The sequence below is a fragment of the Ramlibacter monticola genome, assembly GCF_016722785.1.
Classification (GTDB): domain Bacteria; phylum Pseudomonadota; class Gammaproteobacteria; order Burkholderiales; family Burkholderiaceae_C; genus Ramlibacter; species Ramlibacter monticola.
Genome location: NZ_JAEQNE010000012.1, coordinates 90056 through 110087 on the forward strand (window position 1 = coordinate 90056; position 20032 = coordinate 110087).

Annotated in this window: 22 protein-coding genes; 15 read left to right on the forward strand and 7 right to left on the reverse strand. The window is 70.4% G+C overall.

All coding sequences use genetic code 11. The annotated features are described in order from the left end of the window. The first annotated feature begins 27 nt into the window (after positions 1 to 27). Positions 28 to 897: a ZIP family metal transporter gene (locus JJ685_RS28835; protein WP_201677838.1), complete on the forward strand. Its 870-nt coding sequence runs from the start codon at positions 28 to 30 to the stop codon at positions 895 to 897. Between the two features lie 13 nt (positions 898 to 910). Here the strand turns inward: JJ685_RS28835 and JJ685_RS28840 are convergent, their stop codons facing one another. Beyond that, the gene (locus JJ685_RS28840; protein ID WP_201677839.1) at positions 911 to 1288 is read right to left on the reverse strand and encodes a hypothetical protein; all 378 of its coding nucleotides are present in this window, start codon (positions 1286 to 1288) and stop codon (positions 911 to 913) included. Positions 1289 to 1551: 263 nt separating this feature from the next. On the opposite strand from JJ685_RS28840, the gene JJ685_RS28845 reads away from it, so the two are divergent. The 3 genes from JJ685_RS28845 (at position 1552) to JJ685_RS28855 (ending at position 4477) form a co-directional block, all read left to right on the forward strand. After that, positions 1552 to 3111 (forward strand): hypothetical protein, encoded by a 1560-nt coding sequence (locus tag JJ685_RS28845; protein WP_201677840.1) that lies wholly within the window; start codon positions 1552 to 1554, stop codon positions 3109 to 3111. 96 nt (positions 3112 to 3207) lie between these two features. After that, positions 3208 to 3846, forward strand: a complete 639-nt coding sequence (locus JJ685_RS28850) for a DUF4142 domain-containing protein (protein WP_201677841.1) — start codon at positions 3208 to 3210, stop codon at positions 3844 to 3846. A 40-nt stretch (positions 3847 to 3886) separates the two neighbouring features. Further along, entirely contained in the window at positions 3887 to 4477 is a 591-nt protein-coding gene (locus JJ685_RS28855) for a DUF4142 domain-containing protein (RefSeq protein WP_201677842.1), read from the forward strand. Here JJ685_RS28855 and JJ685_RS28860 read toward each other — a convergent pair. Beyond that, positions 4462 to 4983: a DUF4019 domain-containing protein gene (locus JJ685_RS28860; RefSeq protein WP_201677843.1), complete on the reverse strand. Its 522-nt coding sequence runs from the start codon at positions 4981 to 4983 to the stop codon at positions 4462 to 4464. The genes JJ685_RS28855 and JJ685_RS28860 overlap by 16 nt on opposite strands. A 79-nt stretch (positions 4984 to 5062) precedes the next feature. Continuing rightward, positions 5063 to 5779: a DUF72 domain-containing protein gene (locus tag JJ685_RS28865; protein WP_330901870.1), complete on the reverse strand. Its 717-nt coding sequence runs from the start codon at positions 5777 to 5779 to the stop codon at positions 5063 to 5065. Between the two features lie 20 nt (positions 5780 to 5799). Between JJ685_RS28865 and JJ685_RS28870 the strand changes: the two genes are divergently transcribed. The 8 genes from JJ685_RS28870 (at position 5800) to JJ685_RS28905 (ending at position 13362) form a co-directional block, all read left to right on the forward strand. Then, a complete protein-coding gene (locus JJ685_RS28870; RefSeq protein WP_201677844.1) occupies positions 5800 to 7875 on the forward strand; it encodes an ATP-dependent helicase in 2076 nt (691 codons plus the stop codon). A gap of 189 nt (positions 7876 to 8064) precedes the next feature. Beyond that, complete coding sequence (locus tag JJ685_RS28875; RefSeq protein WP_201677845.1) at positions 8065 to 8775, forward strand: tyrosine-protein phosphatase; 711 nt, start codon at positions 8065 to 8067, stop codon at positions 8773 to 8775. A gap of 184 nt (positions 8776 to 8959) precedes the next feature. After that, a complete protein-coding gene (locus JJ685_RS28880) occupies positions 8960 to 9370 on the forward strand; it encodes a hypothetical protein (RefSeq protein WP_201677846.1) in 411 nt (136 codons plus the stop codon). Positions 9371 to 9392: 22 nt separating this feature from the next. Further along, on the forward strand, positions 9393 to 10211 hold the full coding sequence (locus JJ685_RS28885) for an alpha/beta hydrolase (RefSeq protein WP_201677847.1): 819 nt from the start codon (positions 9393 to 9395) through the stop codon (positions 10209 to 10211). A 61-nt stretch (positions 10212 to 10272) separates the two neighbouring features. Further along, entirely contained in the window at positions 10273 to 11085 is an 813-nt protein-coding gene (locus JJ685_RS28890) for an alpha/beta hydrolase (RefSeq protein ID WP_201677848.1), read from the forward strand. 16 nt (positions 11086 to 11101) lie between these two features. Further along, the gene (locus JJ685_RS28895; RefSeq protein WP_201677849.1) at positions 11102 to 12430 is read left to right on the forward strand and encodes a cation:proton antiporter; all 1329 of its coding nucleotides are present in this window, start codon (positions 11102 to 11104) and stop codon (positions 12428 to 12430) included. Positions 12431 to 12757: 327 nt separating this feature from the next. Continuing rightward, the gene (locus JJ685_RS28900; RefSeq protein ID WP_201677850.1) at positions 12758 to 13078 is read left to right on the forward strand and encodes a hypothetical protein; all 321 of its coding nucleotides are present in this window, start codon (positions 12758 to 12760) and stop codon (positions 13076 to 13078) included. Positions 13079 to 13080: 2 nt separating this feature from the next. Beyond that, a complete protein-coding gene (locus tag JJ685_RS28905; protein WP_201677851.1) occupies positions 13081 to 13362 on the forward strand; it encodes a hypothetical protein in 282 nt (93 codons plus the stop codon). 62 nt (positions 13363 to 13424) lie between these two features. Here the strand turns inward: JJ685_RS28905 and JJ685_RS28910 are convergent, their stop codons facing one another. Genes JJ685_RS28910 through JJ685_RS28920 form a run of 3 tightly spaced genes read right to left on the reverse strand, consistent with a single transcriptional unit; the run spans position 13425 to position 16398 of the window. Then, the gene (locus tag JJ685_RS28910; RefSeq protein WP_201677852.1) at positions 13425 to 14312 is read right to left on the reverse strand and encodes a sulfurtransferase; all 888 of its coding nucleotides are present in this window, start codon (positions 14310 to 14312) and stop codon (positions 13425 to 13427) included. Positions 14313 to 14326: 14 nt separating this feature from the next. Next, entirely contained in the window at positions 14327 to 15226 is a 900-nt protein-coding gene (locus JJ685_RS28915) for a DMT family transporter (protein ID WP_201677853.1), read from the reverse strand. 26 nt (positions 15227 to 15252) lie between these two features. Beyond that, entirely contained in the window at positions 15253 to 16398 is a 1146-nt protein-coding gene (locus JJ685_RS28920) for an aromatic ring-hydroxylating oxygenase subunit alpha (protein ID WP_201677854.1), read from the reverse strand. A 138-nt stretch (positions 16399 to 16536) separates the two neighbouring features. On the opposite strand from JJ685_RS28920, the gene JJ685_RS28925 reads away from it, so the two are divergent. From JJ685_RS28925 to dxs, 3 genes are read left to right on the forward strand one after another with little or no spacing between them, the layout of a single operon-like run. Then, positions 16537 to 16764: an exodeoxyribonuclease VII small subunit gene (locus tag JJ685_RS28925; RefSeq protein WP_201677855.1), complete on the forward strand. Its 228-nt coding sequence runs from the start codon at positions 16537 to 16539 to the stop codon at positions 16762 to 16764. Positions 16765 to 16823: 59 nt separating this feature from the next. After that, the gene (locus tag JJ685_RS28930) at positions 16824 to 17711 is read left to right on the forward strand and encodes a polyprenyl synthetase family protein (protein WP_201677856.1); all 888 of its coding nucleotides are present in this window, start codon (positions 16824 to 16826) and stop codon (positions 17709 to 17711) included. 12 nt (positions 17712 to 17723) lie between these two features. Then, positions 17724 to 19610: a 1-deoxy-D-xylulose-5-phosphate synthase gene (gene dxs, locus JJ685_RS28935; RefSeq protein ID WP_201677857.1), complete on the forward strand. Its 1887-nt coding sequence runs from the start codon at positions 17724 to 17726 to the stop codon at positions 19608 to 19610. Positions 19611 to 19776: 166 nt separating this feature from the next. Here the strand turns inward: dxs and JJ685_RS28940 are convergent. Continuing rightward, positions 19777 to 20032 (reverse strand): integrase core domain-containing protein (locus tag JJ685_RS28940; RefSeq protein WP_201677858.1); only part of this gene is annotated, 256 nt, incomplete at its 5' end.

A 20032-nucleotide genomic window follows, 5' to 3' on the forward strand; every position in this document is an offset into this window, starting at 1 on the left:
CAGCCGCCCCGAGGGGCGGCTTTTCATGTGAACCTGATCGCCATCCTCTTCGCCACGCTGGCTGCCGGCATCGGCAGCGTCTGGCTTGCCGCCGCGCTCATGCGCCTCGGCTGGCTGCCCGGCACCGGCCCGGAGCGCGGGACGGGCGAGCAGCACCTCCTGAGCCTGGCCGCCGGCGCCCTGATGGCGACCGCCTTCATGCACCTGCTGCCCGAGGCGCTGGAAAGCGGCCACGACGCGCAGGCCCTGTTCGGCACGCTGCTGGTGGGGCTGGTGTTCTTCTTCCTGCTGGACAAGGCGGAGCTGTGGCACCACGGCCACGAGCACCACCACCCGGAGGACGAGGGGCCTGGCCACGAGAACACCCACGTCGCGCATGCCCACGCGCACGGGCATTCGCGGCAGCCCGCGCACCCGCGGCCGCAACTGGCCGAGCCGGCCGTGCGCTCGGGCGGCTGGGCCGTGCTCACCGGCGACAGCGTGCACTGCTTCGGCGACGGCATCCTGATCGCGTCCGCCTTCGCGGCGGACCTGCGGCTGGGCGTGGTGGCCGCGCTGGCGGTGCTGGCGCACGAGGTGCCGCACCACATCGGCGACCTCGCCGTGCTGCGGCAGACCAGCGGCAGCCGGCGCGCGGCCCTGGTGAAGGTGTCGCTCGCCGGTGCGGTGACGCCGCTAGGCGGCCTGGTGGGCTGGTGGCTGGTCGACCGCCTGGTGGTGTACCTGCCGTTCTTCCTGGTGGTCGCCAGCAGCAGCTTCATCTACGTGGCGCTGGCCGACCTGATCCCGCAACTGCAACGACGGCTGGGCGCCCGCGAGACGGTCGCCCAGATCGTGTGGCTGCTGGTAGGGATCGGCCTGGTGTCGCTGGTGAGCCTGCTCGCGCACGCCCACTGAGCCTCAGCCCGGCTCAGCGACGGTAGGGATCGTTCGGCCGGCGGTCGAAGCGGTTCGGCACGCCGTCGCCATCGCGGTCGTTGCGCCAGCCCCGGTGGTGGCCGTAGTGGCGGCCATGCCCGTTGTCGTAGTAGATGTAGCTCGGCTGCGTGTACACGTAGCTGGGCTGCGAATACACGTACCTTGGCTGCGAATAGACATACGCCGGCTGGTTGTAGACGTACGCGGGCTGGTTATAGACGTACGGGTCGTACGCGTAGGGCTGCGAATAACCCAGCGGCACGCCGATCGAAAGGTGGACCGAGCCACCCGCGTGCGCGGGGGCGGCGAAAAGGGCGGCGGTCGCCGCCAGCGCGGCCGCGATCGTGACGGTGCGAGTCGTGATTCCCATTGTGTACTCCTTCGGGATGACCCACCCATCCTGCACCCGCCGTGTCAAGCGCAGCGACGCGCCGTGCAAAGTGCAGGTGAAGCTCGCAGCCGTTCGTTTCCGCACGGACCGGCAGTCCTACATTCCTGCGGACGTTGTCCGACAGGTCGCTGTGCGCCGCAGTCCTAATCTGCCCTGTTGATGGAGGACGTGAACCCTTCCGTGGTACAGGCCGGGCAGTCCTTCGTCACGCATCGGATCGACATCGAAAAGGAGAGAATGAGATGGCATCTCGTGACTACGAAGACCGCGACCGCCAGGGCCGCTGGGGCAGCAGCGACCAGCAGCAGCAGGATCGCGGCCAGGGCTACGGCGGCGGTGGCGGCGAGTCGCGCGGCAGCTGGGGCGGGCAGCAGGGCAGCTATGGCTCGCAGGGATCGCAGGGATCGCAGGGCTCACAGGGCTCCTCGCAGGGCGGCTATGGCGGCCAGCGTTCCGGTTCCGAATTCGGATCGCAGCAGTCCTCGGGCTACGGCGGCTACGGTGGCGAGAGCCACGGCTACGGCCGCGGCTCGTCGGACTACGGCGGTGGCCAGCAGGGCGGCGGCCAGCAGGGCGGCGGCCAGCAGGGCGGCGGCTGGGGCCGGAGCGAAGGCAGCGAATTCGGCGGCGGCCGGGGCGCGGGCGGCATGCAGTCGTCCGGCCTGGGCGGCGGCGCGGGCAGCTACGGCCAGGGCGGCCAGTCCGGCTACGGCAGTGGCGGGGCCGGTTACGGCTATGGCGGTGGCAACCAGGGCAACCCGGGCAACTGGGGCGGCCAGTCCGGCCAGAGCGACTGGGGTCGCTACGGCGGCCAGCAGGGCAGCTGGAGCGGCGGCCAGGGCGGCGGCCTGCAAGGCGGCTACGGCCAGGGCGGCGGCATGGGAGGCAGCAGCTACGGCCAGATGGGCGGCGGCATGGGCAACCAGAGCAGCTATGGCCAGATGGGCAGCGGCACCTATGGCCAGTCGGGCGGCGGCTACGGCGGCGGCCAGGGCTTCGGCCCGAGCGGCGGCTACGGCAGCACGCAGGGAAGCCAGGGGCATGGCAGCTACGGCGGTGGCATGGGCCAGGGCAGCCATGGCGGCAGCCAGAGCTACGGTAGCCAGGCTCATGGCAGCGGCCAGTACGGTGGCGGGCAGGGCGGCGGCTACGGCAGCAGCCAGGGCAGCTTCGGCGGCGGCATGGGCAACCAGAGCAGCTATGGCCAGGGCAGCTATGGCGGCAGCCAAGGGTACGGCCAAGGTGGCAGCCAGGGCTACGGCCAGGGTGGCAGCTACGGCCAGGGCGGCAGCTACGGCGGCCAGGGCGGCTATGGCAGCCAGGGCAGCCACGGCCAGCACCACGATCCCGAGTACCACCAGTGGCGCGAGGAGCAGATCCGCAACCTCGACAACGACTACCAGTCCTGGCGGCAGGAGCGTTATCGCAAGTTCAGCGACGAGTTCACCAGCTGGCGCAACAGCCGCAGCGGCGGCCAGGTCCAGAACAACCCGTCCGGCTCCGGCGGCCTGTCGGGCGGCAGCGGCAGCTCCGGCGGCTACGGCTCCACCGGCCAGAGCGGCTCGAGCAGCCTGCACGGCGGCGGCGGCATGGGCAGCTCGGGCAGCAGCATGAGCGGTGGCAGCGGCACCTCGGGCAGCAGCATGAGCGGCGGCAGCGGCACCTCGGGCAGCTCCGGGACGTCAGGCAGCTCGGGCGGCAGCACCGGTTCGAGCGGCAGCAGTGGCACCGGCGGCTCGACCGGCACCAGCGGCTCGAGCTCGACGACCGGCAGCAGCGGGTCCGGCAGCACCCGCAAGTGATCGCCTGAAAGCCGAAGCAGCCTCAGCGGCGCCGCCGATGCGGCGCCGCTTTTTTGGCAGCACCGGATTCACAGCCAACAGACAGGGAGCACCGACATGAAACCGACCCGACTTCTCGCCGCGACCGCGCTCGCCGCGCTGGCCTTCGCCCTGGGCGCCGCGCAGGCGCAGACCCCCGGCACCGGCACCTCCGCCACCGGCGGCCAGTCCGCCCCGGTGGCGCAGCCCGGCGCCGGCACCCGCAACCTGCCCGTGCAGAGCCAGCAGCTCGCGCGCGGCGACCGCAAGTTCATCGAAGCGGCGGTCGGCAACGGCATGTTCGAGGTGCAGATCGCGCAGCTGGCGGCGGCCAAGGCCAACGACGGCAACGTCAAGAGCTTCGCCAGCATGCTGGTGGACCAGCACACGGCAGCCAACAACGAGCTGGTCCAGCTCGCCAATGCCCGCGGCGTCGAGCTGCCGGCCGCGCCCAGGCGTTCGCTGCGGCGCGAGATCGAGAAGCTGGGCAAGAAGAACGGCGAGGAGTTCGACCGCGAGTTCGTGCGCAAGGTGGGCCTCAAGGCGCACGAGAAGGACATCAAGATGTTCGAGAAGGCCCGCAAGGACGTGAAGGACCCCGAGCTGAAGGCCTTTGTCGACAAGACGCTGCCCACGCTGCGCGACCACCTGGCCGCGGCGGAAAAACTGCCGCAATCCGGGAAGAATGCGGCAGCGATGGGCGCGAACAAGCGGTAACATCCCGGTCCTTCGCGCGTGACGCGACGAAAGACCGGGAATGCGCAGGAGAACGTTGATCCGGATGGGGGTGGCGGCCGCGCTGGCGGCGCTGTCCTGGGCTGCGAGGGCCAACACGGCCGTCGCAGCCGCGTACGCGGCCTCGGCCGTGGCCGACGCCAAGCCGCTCGCGCCGCCGCAGCGGCTGGAGCGCCGCTTCCTGCAGATCAGCGCGGCCAACATGCGCTTCGAGGCCGAGGGCTCGCACCTGGCCCTCGCGCGCTCCAACAATCCCGCGGTCAAGGACCTCGCCAACAGCCTGCTGGCGCGCCAGCAGACGGCGCAGCCCGAACTCCTGCGCCTGCTGCACGCGCGCGGCATGGCGATGCCGCTGGCGACCAGCCACCACGGCAAGGTGCTCAAGCAGCTCGCGAAGCTCAGTGGCGCGAAGTTCGACCGGCTCTACGTCGACGAGGTCGTGATCAAGTCGTACCAGGACGACATCGCCAACTACGAGCGGGTCGGCCACGACGCCGAGGATCCGGTGCTCAAGGCCTGGGTGGAGCGGCAGCTGCCCACCCTGCGCCTGCACTTCGCCAAGGCCGGCAAGGCGCTGCCGAATGCCTCGCTGAAGCCTCAGCGCGCGGTGTAGCCGGTGACGCGCCAGCGGCCGTCCGGCTCGCGCACGGTGGTCACCGTTTCCTGCACCTGCTCCTTGCCGGCGAAGCGGCTGGTGAACACCACGGTCACGTAGTCGCCCTCGGGGCGGCCGGGCAGCGTCTTGCGGTACGCGGCCTCCACCGGCTCCCGCTCGACGAAGGCGCCGAACGGGTCGCGCAGCTTGGGGATGTTGTCCATCCAGGCGGGCAGCGGCACCGACTGGCGGAACACCTGGCTGGAGGCGTCCCATGCGGTGCCCCAGTCCTTGCGATCCAGCAGCACCAGCCAGGCATGCGCGGCGGTCTGGCCGGCCTTCTCCAGGTCGGCGTGCTCGCTCTTCGGCGGCGCGGCCGCGGGCCGCTGCGGCGCGGGCACGAGCGCCGGCACGGCCGGCAGCAGCGAGGGCTCGGAAAAGCGCGGCGAGGGCTTGGTCTGCCCCAGCGCCGCGGCGGCGGCGAGGGCGAGGCCCAGGGCCAGCACGGAGGAAAGCAGACGCATGGGGGAACTCCAGGAAACAGGGAAACCGCGGTCCGAAGTCTAGCGGCTGCCGACGGCCGGGCCGGCGCCGACCGCTCTTTTACCGGTCGTTTACCCGCAGCACGTCGCGCAGCAGGCGCGCGTTCGCCTGGCCCTGGTCCTCGTCCCAGACGCAGGGCACGCAGTTGGCGAAACCCTGCGGCGAATCGACCACCGTGTGCACCAGCCCCAGGCGGCGCTCCCATTCGATCGTCTGCTCCAGGTGCTCGCCGTGGAACCAGGTGCCGTGGCGGAATTCCGCGGCGACGAGGTGCCCCGCCATCTTTTCCGCGCAGTGCTCCACGTGCGCGATGCTCGCGCGGTTGCGCAGCAGCCAGGGCGCGAACTGGAAGTGCACCGCGCCCAGCTTGCCCGCGGCGCGCAGCGGTGCGAGCGCGGCGATGAAGCGGCGCCACAGCTCGTCGCGCAACTCCGCCGGCAGCTGCTCGTAGGAGACGGTGCGCCCCAGGCCCGCCGGCAGCGCCTTCTGCAGGTCGCGGGGAAAGGTGGTGGGCAGCGCCGGGTGGCCGGTGAAGAGCCGGAAGGCCTTCACGTGGAAGACGAAGCCGGGCGGCGTGCGCTCGGCCCAGGCCTGCGCGGTCTGCGGCAGCGGCATCGCGTAGTAGCTCGTATCCACCTCCACCAGCGGGAATTCCTGCGCGTAGAAGCGCAGGCGCTGTTCGGCGGTCCTGCAGGAGGGCGGATAGAAGCGGCCGCAGGCGACCAGCGTCTTGTCGGTCCAGGAAGCGGTGCCGACCAGGATGGGGTGCGGGATCACTGGATTAATATACAGCCGCCATGGACACGCCGTACCCCGACCCGCTCGCCTCCCTCAACCCGCAGCAGCGCGAAGCGGCGACCCACGGCACGGGCGACACGGCCGGGGACACGCGGCCGCTGCTCGTGATCGCCGGGGCCGGTTCGGGGAAGACCAACACCCTGGCCCATCGCGTGGCCACCCTCATCCGGCAGGGCGCCGACCCGCAGCGCATGATGCTGCTCACCTTCAGCCGGCGCGCGGCGCAGGAGATGGAGCGGCGCGTCGGCGGCGTGCTGCAGCAGGCGCTGGGGCTCCCCGGTACGCAGGCCTTGCCCAACCTGCCCTGGAGCGGCACCTTCCACGCCCTCGGCGCGCGCCTGCTGCGCGAGTACGCGCCACGCATCGGGCTGGAGGAGAACTTCACCATACACGACCGCGGCGATGCCGAAGACCTGATGGGCCTGGTGCGGCACGAGATCGGCTTCTCGGACCAGAAGAAGCGCTTCCCGCTCAAGGGCACCTGCCTCGGCATCTACTCCCGGGTGCTCAACACGCGCGATCCGCTGGCCCTGGTGCTGCAGTCGGTCTACCCCTGGTGCACGCAGTGGGAGGACGAGCTGAAGAAGCTGTTCGGCGCCTACGTCGAGGCGAAGCAGCAGCAGAACGTGCTGGACTACGACGACCTGCTCGGGTTCTGGGCCGACATGATGGCCGAGCCCACGCTGGCGCAGGAGGTGGGCGCGCGCTTCGACCACGTGCTGGTCGACGAATACCAGGACACCAACCGGCTGCAGGCCGAGATCCTGCTCGGGATGAAGCCGTCGGGGCAGGGCGTCACCGTCGTCGGCGACGACGCCCAGAGCATCTACTCCTTCCGCGGCGCCACGGTGCGCAACATCCTGGACTTCCCGCACCGCTTCGCCCAGCCGGCGCGCGTCGTCACGCTGGAGCGCAACTACCGCAGCACGCAGCCGATCCTGGAGGCGAGCAACGCGGTGATCGCCGCCGCCCGCGAGCGGCACGCCAAGAACCTGTTCACCGACAAGGCTTCGTCGCAGCGCGCCCAGCTGGTGCTCGTCCCCGACGAGGCGCAGCAGGCGCGCTGGGTCGCCGACCAGGTGCTGCGCCAGCGCGAGGCCGGCGCCGCGCTGAAGGCGCAGGCGGTGCTGTTCCGCGCCAGCCACCACAGCGCGCCGCTGGAGCTGGAACTGGCGCGCCGCAACATCCCCTTCGTGAAGTTCGGCGGGCTCAAGTTCCTGGAGGCCTCCCACATCAAGGACCTGATGGCGGTGCTGCGTTTCGCGCAGAACCCGCGCAGCCGCATGGCCGGCTTCCGCGTGGCGCAACTCGTGCCCGGCATCGGCGCGGCGACGGCCACCCGCCTGCTCGATGCCATGGGGGAGGCGGGCGATCCGCAGCAGGCGCTGCAGTCCTTCGAGCCGCCCGCCGCGGCCCGGGAAGGCTGGACGGAACTCGCGTCGCTGTACGCGAAGCTGGACGACGCGGAACTCGCCTGGCCCGCCGACATGGAGCTGGCCAAGGCCTGGTACCTGCCGGTGCTGGAACGCCTGCACGACGACGCCCAGGTGCGCAAGCTGGACCTGGAGCAGCTGGTGCGCCTGGCCGCCGGCTACGGCAGCCGCGAGCGCTTCCTGACCGAGCTGACGCTCGATCCGCCCGAGGTGACCAGCGACCAGAGCGGCCCGCCGCTGCGCGACGAGGACTACCTGATCCTGTCGACGATCCACAGCGCCAAGGGCCAGGAGTGGAAGGCCGTGCACGTGCTGAACGTCGTCGACGGCTGCATCCCCAGCGACATGGCCACCGGCACCACCGAGGAGATCGAGGAGGAGCGCCGGCTGCTGTACGTCGCGATGACGCGGGCGAAGGAGCAGCTGCACCTGCTGGTGCCGCAGCGCTTCTACGTCTCGCAGCAGTCGGGTGGCGGCGACCGCCATGTGTACGCGGGGCGCTCGCGCTTCATCACCGAGGCGATGACGAAGCACTTCGAGCCGGTGGCGTGGCCGCATGCCCCGGCCGGCAGCCTTGCGGCGACCCCGTCCACGGCGCCGGTGATGCAGGTGCGCGACCGCGCGCGCGCCGCCTGGCGCTGAGCAAGCCGCGGGCAGGGCGATTCCTACGCGGAAGCACTGAGCGTACCGACAGGCCCCACGCCCTGCCTGCCTGGATTGACCGTGTGGCCGAAGCGAAGTCGAAACGGCGGCGGCCCCGATATCCACAGACCCAAGGAGCAAGCGGGCATTTGCCTTTCGGGGCGCCGCGGTCTCCCTGACAATCGGAAGATGCGTTTCGCCAGTTCCGCCAACTTCCGCCGGGTCGGCGCCGCCGAGGCCACCGGCGCATTGCGCAATCTGTTCCGCTCCGACCACCTCGGTGCCCTCGACGAAGCCGATGCGCGCCAGATCGTCGCGCTCGGCGTGACGCGCGTGCTGGACTTCCGCGGCGTGCAGGAGCGCGCGTCGGCGGCCTGCCGGCTGCCGGGCGTCACGGTCCATTCCCTGCCGATCGAACCCACGATCGTGCAGAAGCTCGCCGACCTGCTCGCGGCCGGCCACCGCCTCACGGGCGACGAGGTCACCGCCCACATGCAGGAAACCTATCGCGGGTTCGTGCGCCACAACACCGCGCGATTCGCCGACTTCTTTGCGCATCTCCTGGCGTCCGACGAACCCACGGTGTTCCACTGCACCGCCGGCAAGGACCGCACCGGTTTCGCCGCCGCGCTGCTGCTGAAGGCCGTGGGCGCCGGCGACGAGGAGGTCATGCACGACTACCTGCTCACCAATGAGCGACTCGTGTTACCTCGGGAACCGCGCATGGGCCTGTCGCGCGAGGCCATGATGGTTCTATGGCGCGTCCAGCCCGGATTCCTCCGCGCGGCCTTCGACGAGGTGGACCGGAGCCACGGCTCGCTCGAGGCCTATTTCCGCGACGGCCTCGCGCTCGGGCCGGCCGAGCGCGAGCGCCTGCGGGCGCTGTACCGCGCGGGCTGAAGGCCTGCGCGCCCGGTCCGCCCCTCCTGCGCGCCGGCCTCCTGCCATTCCTGCCGGCCGCCGCGCCAGCCTCCTACGCAACTCCCCGGGCAAACCCGACAGGTCTGCCGTGAATAGTTCGCCAACACTTTGAGGCATGCGGGCCAAAAGTCCGCCAGATAAAACAGCAGCAAAGGAGTCCGCCATGGCCAACCAGGAACAGCCCCGAGACGGGATCCCGCGCAAGGACCAGGAACGCCCCCAGGCCGGCGAGGGCAAGGGCATGCCGAAGGCCGGCGAATCTGCTTCCACCCAGGGCTACCGTGGCGACGGCCCCGGCAAGATCGGCATCACCAGCGACGAGCAGCCCGACCTGGTGGCGCCCTCCGGCGTCAACGAGCGGGACCACGGCGTCGCGGACGACCGCCCCGCGGCCGGCGGCGAACTCGACTTCGACGACGGGACCGACATGGTCCATCCGCGCGGCAAGGTGACCGACGCGGGTCGCAGCTGGAACGAGAAGAACCCGAGCGACGCGGGCCGGCTGGGTTCGCCGAACCCGGGAATGTCCGACCGCAACGGACCGAGCGATCCCGATGCCAAACGTCATCGCTAAGACCCTGCGCGGGGGAGGCAACATGGTTTACGCAATGTTCTCCGCCGCCGTCCTCCTGGCGATCGGCGCGGTCTATGCCGGCGCCGTCGGCTGGCTCTACTTCCGCCAGGAACGGCTGCTGTTCGAACCCGACAAGCTGCCGCCGGACGAACCGGTGTGCACCGATCCCGACACCTTCGAATTCTTCGTCGACGTGCCGGGGGCGCGGCTATCGGGCGCGCACATGCGGCTGCCGAACCCGCGCGGCGTGTTCTTCTTCCTGCACGGCAACTCGGGCAACCTGAAGAAGTGGTTCGTGGAGCTCGACGCCTTCCGGCAGGCGAACTTCGACGTGGTCATGTTCGACTATCGCGGCTTCGGCAAGAGCACCGGAGAAATCGAGAGCGAGGAACAGCTGCGCGCCGACGTGGAAGCCGTATGGCAGCAGGTGGCCCCCATGTACGAGGGCGGGCGGGTCGTGATCTCGGGCCAGTCGCTCGGCACCGGGCTGGCGGCGGGCTTGGCCGCGAGGCTGTGCTCCGACGGGCGGGCCCCCGACCTGACGCTGCTCGTGTCGCCCTACAGCAGCATGAAGGCGCTGGCGGCGGAGCTCTATCCGTGGGTGCCGACGCAGGTGCTGCGCTATCCGCTGCATACGCTGGAACACGCGGCCAAGCTGCTCGGCCCGGTGATGCTGATCCACGGCGAGAAGGACGAACTGATCCCGATCCACCACAGCGAGAAACTGTGCAGCGCCATGCGCAGCGCCCACCTGGTGCGCGTGACGGACGCGGGGCACTCGGACGTGCACCGGTTCGAGACGGTGCGCAAGGCCTTGTCTGCGGCGCTGCACCGGCTGTGATGCCCCTTCGTCATCCCCACGGGGAATGACGAAGGAACTGGCGGGGGGCTAAGCTCCTGCCATGCTCAAGGCAGTCTCCGTCGCGCTGCTGTTCGTGCTCCTGGTCTACGCCACGCTCCTCGCCTTCCTCTGGTGGCGCCAGGAGAGCCTCATGTTCTTCCCGGCGCCGCTGCCCGCGCACTACGAGCTCGCCAGCTCGCCGGACATCCGCGAGCACACGGTCGAAGTGCCCGGCGCGCGGCTGTCGGTGCTGCAGCTGAAGCTGCCTGAACCGAAGGGCGTGGTGTTCTTCCTGCACGGCAACGCCGGCAATCTCGCCGGCTGGTTCAGCAACGCCGACTTCTACCGCGCCGCCAACTTCGACCTGGTGATGCCCGACTACCGCGGCTACGGCAAGAGCACCGGCGCCATTTCCGACGTGCAGCAGCTGCGCACCGACATGCGTGCCGTCTGGGACGTGTTCTCGCAGCAGTACCCCGGCAAGCGCCTCGTCCTCTACGGCCGATCGCTGGGCACTGCGCTGGCCGCCGACCTGGCGGAGCAGCTTTCGCGCGAAGGGCGGGCGCCGGACCTCACGGTGCTGGTCTCGCCCTACTCGAGCCTGCGCGAGCTGACGGCGGAGGTCTATCCCTGGGTGCCCGGCGCGCTGCTGCGCTATCCGCTGGACACTGGCAGCCACCTGCCCGGCATCGCCGGCCCGGTGCTGCTGGTGCACGGCGACGCCGACAAGCTGATCGCGCTGCGCCACTCGCAGCGCCTGCAGCAGGTGCTGCCGTCGGCGCGGCTGCTCGTCGTGCCGGGCGCTGGGCACGACGACGTGCACGAGTTCCCGCTCTATCGCGAAGAGTTCCGACGCGCGCTCGACCTTCTCTAGCCCAGAATCGTCCGGCATGGACTCCGCGCTCTGGGCCCTGATCGTCGGCCTCCTGCTCGTGCTGATGGCACTCGGTTCGACCGTGCTCAAGCGGCTGCCGCTGTCGACCGCCATGCTCTACCTGCTAGTCGGCATCGCGGTGAGCCCGATCGGGCTCGAACTGCTGCGCACCGACGCCCGCACCCATGCGCCCGTGCTGGAGCGCATTTCGGAGATCGTGGTGCTGCTGTCGCTGTTCACCGCGGGGCTGAAGCTCAGTCCCGGCCTGCGCGACCGGCGCTGGGCGCTGCCCGTGCGCCTCGCGGTGGGCTCGATGGTGCTCACCGTCGGCCTGATCGCAGGTAGCGCATGGCTCTGGCTGGACCTGCCGCTGGGCGCCTGCGTGCTGCTGGGTGCGATCCTGGCGCCCACCGATCCCGTTCTCGCGTCGGAAGTGCAGGTGCAGGACCCGAGCGACCGCGACAAGCTGCGCTTCGCGCTCACCGGGGAGGGAGGGCTCAACGACGGCTCCGCCTTCCCTTTCGTCATGCTGGGCCTGGGCCTGCTGGGCCTGCACGAGCTGGGCGAGTGGGGCTGGCGCTGGCTGGCCGTCGACGTGCTGTGGGCGACCGGGGCGGGCCTGGGCACCGGCTGGCTGCTCGGCATGGCCATCGGCCGGCTCGTGCTGCACCTGCGGCGCGAGCACAAGGAGGCCGTCGGGCTGGACGATTTCCTCGCGCTCGGCCTGATCGCGCTGTCGTATGGCGTTGCGCTGCTGCTGCATGCCTACGGCTTCCTCGCGGTGTTCGCCGCCGGGGTGGCCCTGCGCCGGCTGCAGCAGCGCCAGGCCGGGCCGGTCGCCAGCGCGTCCGCCGTCGAACAGGCGCTCATCCACCCCGACCGCACGCTGGCGGAAACGGTGGCGGTGGACCCGCAGCATGCGCCGAGCTTCATGGCGCAGGCCGTGCTGGGATTCAACGAGCAGGCCGAGCGCATCGGCGAGGTGGCCATCGTGATCGCCATCGGCGCCTTGCTGTGGGCCGTGCAGTGGGACCCCGCCGCGTGGTGGTTCGTGCCCCTGCTGCTGCTGGGGATCCGGCCCGTGTCGGTGCGGCTGGGCCTGGCGGGCTCGCCGGTGTCGCGCGGGCAGCGCTGGTTGATCGGCTGGTTCGGGATCCGCGGCGTGGGCTCGCTGTACTACCTGACCTTCGCGGTGAACCACGGGCTGGACCCGGCGCTGGCGCAGCGCCTCATCGCGCTCACCCTGGCAGTCGTGGTGACGTCCATCGCGGTCCACGGCGTATCCGTGACGCCCTTGATGGCCGCCTACGAGAAGGCGCTGCGTGCGGCCCGTCCGCGGGCCTGACATCATGCCCCTTCCTACACCGGTGCCCCGTGCGCACCGACACACCGCACCGCAGCCGCCTTCCTAGAGTGGGACTCCAGGAGGAACCAGGCGCCCGGTGCGATCGCGAACGCGCCGCGCCCCAAGCGCTGCGGGACGACGCCATCCATCGCCTTCCCCGTGCCTGAGGCGTAACGGCCGTGACAAGGCTCGCGGCGGCCGTGCCCCGTCCTACAGCCTTCGACAGTGCGAGACGACACGGCCGGCCTCCTCCCTCACTAAAGTGAGCCGCAGGCAGCGGGAACGCTGTCCACCCTCTCTCGATACAACCCCTCAAGGAGTTTCCTGATGATCAAATCTCCGATCACGCAATGCGCTGCCCTGGCCCTGATCGCCGCGCTGTCCCTGACCGCCTGCAGCAAGCGCGAGGATGCGACGTCGACCACGACCGAGTCGACCACCTCCAGCACCACGCCGTCGACGACCACGCCGCCGAGCGACACCACCAGCAGCACGGCGAGCACGGCGCCCACCACGCCCTCGAGCACCGACACCACGACCGGCACGACCGGCAGCGGCACCTCCATGGGCGCCGGCACGGCTTCCACGCCGGGCAGCGACATGAGCTCGTCCTCGAGCACCCCGAGCGCCACCACGACCACGCAGTGACGATGGAACGCAGCTCCGGGGCCCTTGCGCTCCTGGTGGCTGCCTGCACGCTGGCGCTGGGTGCGTGCGGCAAGCAGGTGGAACCCAGGCCGGATGCGGCCCCCGACACGACGGTCGGCACCACGGCGGCCGGCACGAATCCGCAGCCGCTGCCGGGGCAAGGCCTCAACGGCGGCCTCGACGCGGAAAAGAAGGCGAACGCCGGCACGGCGGCCATGGGCGGCAGCCCCGCGCTGGACGGCAGCACGAACAGCACGCCCGGCAACGCGGTTGGGCAGCGCTGAAGCGCGCCCCTCGCATCATGGAGAGCGCCAGCCGCCGGCTGGCGCATTTTTCTGGGCGGCCCTCAGCCCTTTTCCACCGGCAGCCCCGGCGTGCGGCACCACTCGCTCCAGCTGCCCGCGTAGAGCGCGGTCGGGCCGAAGCCCGCCAGCTCCATCGCGATCAGGTTCGGCACGGCGCTCACGCCGCTGCCGCAGTGGTGCACCACGGTCTTCGGGTCGCGGCCGGCGAGCAGCTGCTCGAATTCGGCCCGCAGCTCCTGCGGCGGCTTGAAGCGGCCGTCGGGCCCCAGGTTGCTGCCGAAGGGGCGGTTGAGGGCGCCGGGAATGTGGCCGGCGACCGGGTCGAGCGGCTCCACGTCGCCGCGGTAGCGCGCAGTGGCCCGCGCATCGATCAGCGTCTGCCCCGGTTCGCCCAGCGCACGCGCGACCTGCCCCGTCGTCACCAGCGTGCGCAGCGGCGGCCGCGGCAGAAAGTTGGTCTGGAAGTGCGAGGGCTCGGCGCCGGAGCACAGCTCGCCGCCGGCGTCCCTCCAGGCCTTCAGCCCGCCGTCGAGGACCGCCACCGCGTCGTGCCCGACCCACTTCAGCATCCACCAGAGCCGGCCGCAGTAGTTGTTGCCGTTGCGGTCGTACACCACCGCCTGCATGTCGTTGGCGAAGCCGACGCCCGACAGCCACATGGCGAACTTCTCGCGGCTGGGCAAGGGATGGCGCCCGCCCGACGCGGCGTCCGCGCGTGGGAGCAGGTTGCCCTTCGGGTCGGGCTGCGGCGGCTCCGCCAGCGCGTGCTCCAGGTGCGCGTACACCGCTCCGGGGATATGCGCCTGCAGGTACTGCTTCTCCCCGGCCGCGTGGTCCATCAGGTCGAAGCTGCAGTCGAACACCATCAGGCGGGCCCGGGCGCCCATGAGGTCGCGAAGCTGCTCGGCGGAGATGAGGGTGGTGTGCATCCGTATATTCTGCTTCAGTGTTCTTCGGCCGGCGCATCGGGCGCCGCCCGCGCCCGCAGCACGGTCGCGGCGATTCCGCTGCCCAGGATCAGCGCGATGCCGCCCCAGCCCGCCAGCGGGATCCGGTCGCCGAACAGCAGCAGGCTGTAGAGCGCGCCGAACACGATGCCGGAGTACTGCAGGTTGGCCACCACCAGCGTGGCGCCGTGGCTGTAGGCGCGCGTCATGCACCACTGGCCCAGCGAAGCGAACAGGCCGATCGGCAGCAGCCACAGGGCCGAGCCCCAGTTCCAGGGGGACATGCCGCCCGCGACCATGCCGGCGGCGCCGGCCACCGCGGAGCCGACGGCAAAGTAGAAGACCGTGCGCACCTCCGGCTCGCCGATCTTTCCGAGCGCCATCACCTGCAGGTACGCGAACGCCGACAGCAGGCCCGACAGCAGGCCCACCAGCCCGGCGAAGACCTGGTGCTGCTCCATGGTCGGCCGCAGCATCAGCACGACGCCGGCGAAGCCCGCCAGCACGGTCATGGCGAGCGCCCCCTGGCGGCCGGGCAGCGGCTGGCCGGAGCGCGGGTTCCATGCGATGAGGGTGCCGCCCACCAGGAAGGCCGCGATCCAGACGCTGCTCATGTAGTTGAGCGTCATGGCGGTGGCCAGCGGCAGGCCGGCGATGGCGTAGAACCACGCCCCCAGCGACAGCACGCCGACCAGGCTGCGCCAGGCGTGCATGCCGGGGTACTGGGTGGCGAGCGGGGTGCGCTGCGAGCGCGCCCACAGGCCCATCACGGCCATGCCGATCACGCCGCGCCAGAACACCAGCTCGGAGGCGTGGAAGGACGCCGAGGCGAACTTCACGCAGACCGCCATCGTCGCGAAGAACAGCGACGCGGCCAGCATCCAGAGGGCCTGCATCAGGCCTTGCTCGCGGGAGACGTCACTCAGGCACGGGGTGCGTTCGGCCCCATGAGATCGCGGTACCACTCGTGGAAGTGCTGCATGCCGTCTTCCATCGGACTCTGGTAGGGGCCGACCTCGTTGTCGCCGCGCTGCATCAGCGCCTTGCGGCCGGCATCCATGCGCAGGGCGATCTCGTCGTCCTCGATGCAGGTCTCCATGTAGGCGGCCTGCTGGGCCTCGACGAACTCGCGCTCGAAGGCGGCGATCTCCTCGGGGTAGAAGAACTCCACCACGTTGACCGTCTTCTGCGGGCCCTTGGGGAACAGCGTGGAGACCACCAGCACGTTCGGGTACCACTCCACCATCACGTTGGGGTACAGCGTGAGCCACACCGCGCCGTGCCGGGGCAGGGTGCCGTCCTGGTAGCGCAGGACCTGGTCGTGCCACTTGCGGTAGACGTCGGAGCCGGGCTTGCCCAGCTTGCCGGCCAGGCCCACCGTCTGCACGGAGTACTCGCGCCCGAACTCCCAGCGCAGGTCGTCGCAGGTGACGAAGTTGCCCAGGCCCGGATGGAAGGGGCCCACGTGGTAGTCCTCCAGGTAGACCTCGATGAAGGTCTTCCAGTTGTAGTCCACCTCGTGCAGTTCGGTGCGGTCGTACACGTAGCCGGAGAAATCGAGGTCGCCCCGGGGGCCCAGCTTCGCCAGAGCGCCGCCGACGTCGAAGCCGTTGTTCTCGAACATCAGCCCGTTCCAGGCCTGCAACCCGTAGTTCTTCAGGTTCAGGCAGGGATCGGTGGCGAAGTGCGGCGCGCCCATCAGCGTGCCGGCCTGGCAGTGCTGGCCGGCGCTATAGGTCCAGCGATGTAGCGGGCACACGATGTTCCCTCCCGAGGAAGGCTTGCCGTGCACCGAGCCGCGGCCGCGCAGCATCACCGCCTGCCGGTGCCGGCAGACGTTGGAGATCACCTCGATGCCGCGCGGCGTGCGCAGCAGCGCGCGCCCCTCGCCTTCGTGCGAAAGCGTGTGGTAATCGCCCATTTCGGGCACTTGCAGTTCATGCCCCAGGTAACGGGGCCCGCGCTGCCAGATGAGCTCCAACTCGCGCTGGTAGAGCGCTTCGTCGAAATAACTGCTGACAGGGAGTTGGCTTGCGGCCTGCTGTAACTGAAGACTTAAATCAGACATTTCACCTGACCTAGAGACTCCCCCTATGAAGGGGCAGGGCCGCGCGTGGAAGCGCGACAGGAAGGCAGGGGGATTCTACCCCCCGGGGGGACTTGGGGCCCGTCCATCTAAAATCCAGGGTTTCGCCTCCAAGAATTCATGTCCAAGCCCCCTCTAGCCCCCCCTGCCAGTTATGAAGCGGCCATGGAGGAACTGGAACAGCTCACCGGCCGCATCGAGTCCGGGCAGCTCCCGCTGGAACAACTCCTGGCCGGATACGAGCGCGGCGCCGAGCTGCTGAAGTTCTGCCGGGACAAGCTCCAGGCCGTGGAGGAGCAGATCAAGGTGCTGGATGCGGGCGTGCTGAAGCCGTGGGCGAGCGAGTGAGCGCGGCCCGGCCGCCCGAAGGCGCTCGCAGCGGAGAGCGAAGCTCGGAGGTGCTTTCCGTGACCTTCGATCTCAAGGACTGGTCGGCCGAGCGGCTCGATCGGACGGAGCAGGCCCTGTCGGCCTGGGTTCCCACCAACGCGCCGGCCGACCTGGGCGATGCCATGCGCTACGCCGTGCTCGATGGCGGCAAGCGGCTGCGGCCGCTGCTGGTGCTGGGGGCCTGCGAGGCCGTGGGCGGCAACGCTGAGGCGGCGCTGCGAGCCGGCTGCGCGGTCGAACTGATCCACGCCTATTCGCTGGTGCACGACGACATGCCGTGCATGGACAACGACGTCCTGCGCCGCGGCAAGCCGACGGTGCACGTGCAGTTCGGCGAGGCCACCGCGCTGCTCGCCGGCGACGCGCTGCAGGCCCTGGCCTTCGAGCTGCTGACCCCGGCGGACGCCCGCATCCCCGAACACACCCAGGCCCGCCTGTGCCGCCTGCTGGCTCTTTCCGCCGGCCACGCGGGCATGGCCGGCGGGCAGGCGATCGACCTGGCCGCCGTCGGCAAGGCGCTCACCGAATCCGAGCTGCGCCACATGCACCGCCTCAAGACCGGCGCGCTGCTGCAGACCAGCGTGATGATGGGCGCCGCGTGCGGCGAGCCCGACGCGCAGGCGCTGGCCGGGCTGCGGGAGTACGGCGCCGCCCTGGGGCTCGCCTTCCAGGTGGTCGACGACATCCTGGACGTGACCGCCGACTCCGCGACCCTGGGCAAGACCGCCGGCAAGGACGCCGCCCAGGACAAGCCCACCTACGTCTCGCTGCTGGGGCTGGCCCGCGCCCGCGCCTACGCCTCGGAACTGCTCGAGCAGGCGCGTGCGGCGCTGCGGACCACCGGCCTGGCCGATACGCGCGCCCTTCTCGCGCTGGCCGAGATGGTGGTACACCGCGAGAACTGAAAACCAAAACACATGGCTACGCTGCTGGAAACCATCAACGACCCGGCCGACCTGCGCCGGCTGCCGCGCACCCAGCTCGCCCCGCTGGCCGACGAGTTGCGCGCCTACGTGCTGGAATCGGTCGCCCGCACCGGCGGGCACCTGAGCTCCAACCTCGGCACGGTGGAACTCACGATCGCGCTGCACTACGTCTACAACACGCCGCACGACCGCATCGTGTGGGACGTGGGCCACCAGACCTATCCGCACAAGATCCTGACCGGCCGGCGCGAGCGCATGCCCACGCTGCGCCAGCTGGGCGGCCTGGCCGGCTTCCCGCAACGCGCCGAGAGCGAGTACGACACCTTCGGCACGGCCCATTCCTCCACCAGCATCTCCGCGGCGCTGGGCATGGCGGTGGCCGCCCGGCAGAAGGGCGAGCAGCGCCATTGCATCGCCGTGATCGGCGACGGCGCCATGACCGCCGGCATGGCCTTCGAGGCGCTGAACAACGCCGGCGTGGCCGATACCGACCTGCTGGTGATCCTGAACGACAACGACATGTCGATCAGCCCGCCGGTGGGCGCGCTGAACCGCTACTTCGCCCAGCTCATGAGCGGCCGCTTCTACGCGGCGGCCAAGGACATCGGCAAGAAGGTGCTGCACGTGGCCCCGCCCCTGTTCGAGCTGGCCAAGCGCATCGAGGAACACGCCAAGGGCATGGTCGTGCCCGCCACGCTGTTCGAGAAGTTCGGCTTCAACTACGTGGGCCCGATCGACGGCCACGACCTCGAGTCGCTGATCCCGACGCTGCAGAACATCAAGCAGCTGCGGGGCCCGCAGTTCCTGCACGTGGTCACGAAGAAGGGCCAGGGCTACAAGCTGGCCGAGGCCGACCCGGTGGCCTACCACGGACCGGGCAAGTTCGATCCGGCGGTGGGCCTGGTCAAGCCCTCCACGCCGCCCAAGCCGGCCTTCTTCCAGGTGTTCGGCCAGTGGCTGTGCGACATGGCGGCGCAGGACCACCGGCTGGTGGGCATCACGCCCGCGATGCGCGAAGGCTCCGGCATGGTGGAATTCCACCAGCGCTTCCCGGACCGCTACCACGACGTCGGCATCGCCGAACAGCACGCGGTGACCTTCGCGGCCGGCCTCGCCTGCGAGGGCCTGAAGCCGGTGGTGGCGATCTATTCGACCTTCCTGCAGCGCGCCTACGATCAGTTGATCCACGACGTGGCGCTGCAGAACCTGCCGGTGGTGTTCGCGCTGGACCGCGCCGGCCTGGTCGGCGCCGACGGCCCGACGCACGCGGGCGCCTACGACATCGCCTACCTGCGCTGCATCCCGAACATGAGCATCGCCTGCCCGTCCGACGAGAACGAGACGCGCAAGCTGCTCACCACGGCCTACCAGCAGGCGCACCCGGTAGCCGTGCGCTATCCGCGCGGCACCGGCGTCGGCACCCCGGTGGAAGCGGGCCTGCACCCGCTGCCCTTCGGCCGGGGCGAACTGCGGCGCAAGGGCCAGAAGGTCGCGGTGCTGGCCTTCGGCACCTTGCTCCATCCGGCCTTGCAGGCCGCGGAGCGCCTGGACCTGACGGTGGCCAACATGCGCTGGGTGAAGCCGCTGGACACCGAGCTGCTGCAGCAACTGGCCGCCTCGCACGATGCGCTGGTCACGGTGGAAGAGGGCGTGATCATGGGCGGCGCGGGCAGCGCGGTGGCCGAGGCGCTCCACGCGGCCGGCATCGTCAAGCCGGTGCTGCAACTGGGCCTGCGCGACGAGTACGCCCCGCATGGCGACCCGGCGCGGCTGCTGGCGCTGCAGGGGCTGGATGCGGCGGGGATCGAGGCTTCGATCCGGGCCCGGTTCGGGGACATGTTCGAACGGGGCGCGCCGAGCTTGAAGGTCGTGGGCTGAGGGCCCAAGGCCACTCGGCGTCGCTCGCTGCCTTCTTGCCGGATCAGACCGGGACTGTTCGTCTCAGCGACTGTCCCCCGGCGCGGGTGAGACCCGCGCCCCGGGTGAGCGCCGCGCCCGCGCCTCCTCCTTTATGTCGCTGAGCCGAACAGTGACCCGTCCTGCTTTAGGTTGACACCTGTTCGGGACTTGTTGCCGGCCGCCGGTGGGCGGCCAGAGACGCCCGGTGCCTGGCATCGGGAGTTTCGTATTTTAGGGATAGGTGTGGCCGCTTCTCGTTGTACAGGCGCACGGACTCGCTCACCATGCGCCTCGCTTGCTTGAGATCGGCTGGAGTCTGCAGCAGGTATTCCATCTTCAGGATCCCGTTGACCCTCTCGGCCAGCGCGTTCTGGTAGCAGTCATAGCCGTCCGTCATCGAG

Bases quoted from the DNA above. Each gene is read 5' to 3' on its own strand.
- JJ685_RS28840 (WP_201677839.1), bottom strand. From the start codon at position 1,288: ATGGGAATCACGACTCGCACCGTCACGATCGCGGCCGCGCTGGCGGCG.
- JJ685_RS28845 (WP_201677840.1), top strand. From the start codon at position 1,552: ATGGCATCTCGTGACTACGAAGACCGCGACCGCCAGGGCCGCTGGGGC.
- JJ685_RS28850 (WP_201677841.1), top strand. From the start codon at position 3,208: ATGAAACCGACCCGACTTCTCGCCGCGACCGCGCTCGCCGCGCTGGCC.
- JJ685_RS28855 (WP_201677842.1), top strand. From the start codon at position 3,887: ATGCGCAGGAGAACGTTGATCCGGATGGGGGTGGCGGCCGCGCTGGCG.
- JJ685_RS28860 (WP_201677843.1), bottom strand. From the start codon at position 4,983: ATGCGTCTGCTTTCCTCCGTGCTGGCCCTGGGCCTCGCCCTCGCCGCC.
- JJ685_RS28870 (WP_201677844.1), top strand. From the start codon at position 5,800: ATGGACACGCCGTACCCCGACCCGCTCGCCTCCCTCAACCCGCAGCAG.
- JJ685_RS28875 (WP_201677845.1), top strand. From the start codon at position 8,065: ATGCGTTTCGCCAGTTCCGCCAACTTCCGCCGGGTCGGCGCCGCCGAG.
- JJ685_RS28880 (WP_201677846.1), top strand. From the start codon at position 8,960: ATGGCCAACCAGGAACAGCCCCGAGACGGGATCCCGCGCAAGGACCAG.
- JJ685_RS28885 (WP_201677847.1), top strand. From the start codon at position 9,393: ATGGTTTACGCAATGTTCTCCGCCGCCGTCCTCCTGGCGATCGGCGCG.
- JJ685_RS28890 (WP_201677848.1), top strand. From the start codon at position 10,273: ATGCTCAAGGCAGTCTCCGTCGCGCTGCTGTTCGTGCTCCTGGTCTAC.
- JJ685_RS28895 (WP_201677849.1), top strand. From the start codon at position 11,102: ATGGACTCCGCGCTCTGGGCCCTGATCGTCGGCCTCCTGCTCGTGCTG.
- JJ685_RS28900 (WP_201677850.1), top strand. From the start codon at position 12,758: ATGATCAAATCTCCGATCACGCAATGCGCTGCCCTGGCCCTGATCGCC.
- JJ685_RS28905 (WP_201677851.1), top strand. From the start codon at position 13,081: ATGGAACGCAGCTCCGGGGCCCTTGCGCTCCTGGTGGCTGCCTGCACG.
- JJ685_RS28910 (WP_201677852.1), bottom strand. From the start codon at position 14,312: ATGCACACCACCCTCATCTCCGCCGAGCAGCTTCGCGACCTCATGGGC.
- JJ685_RS28915 (WP_201677853.1), bottom strand. From the start codon at position 15,226: ATGCAGGCCCTCTGGATGCTGGCCGCGTCGCTGTTCTTCGCGACGATG.
- JJ685_RS28920 (WP_201677854.1), bottom strand. From the start codon at position 16,398: ATGTCTGATTTAAGTCTTCAGTTACAGCAGGCCGCAAGCCAACTCCCT.
- JJ685_RS28925 (WP_201677855.1), top strand. From the start codon at position 16,537: ATGTCCAAGCCCCCTCTAGCCCCCCCTGCCAGTTATGAAGCGGCCATG.
- dxs (WP_201677857.1), top strand. From the start codon at position 17,724: ATGGCTACGCTGCTGGAAACCATCAACGACCCGGCCGACCTGCGCCGG.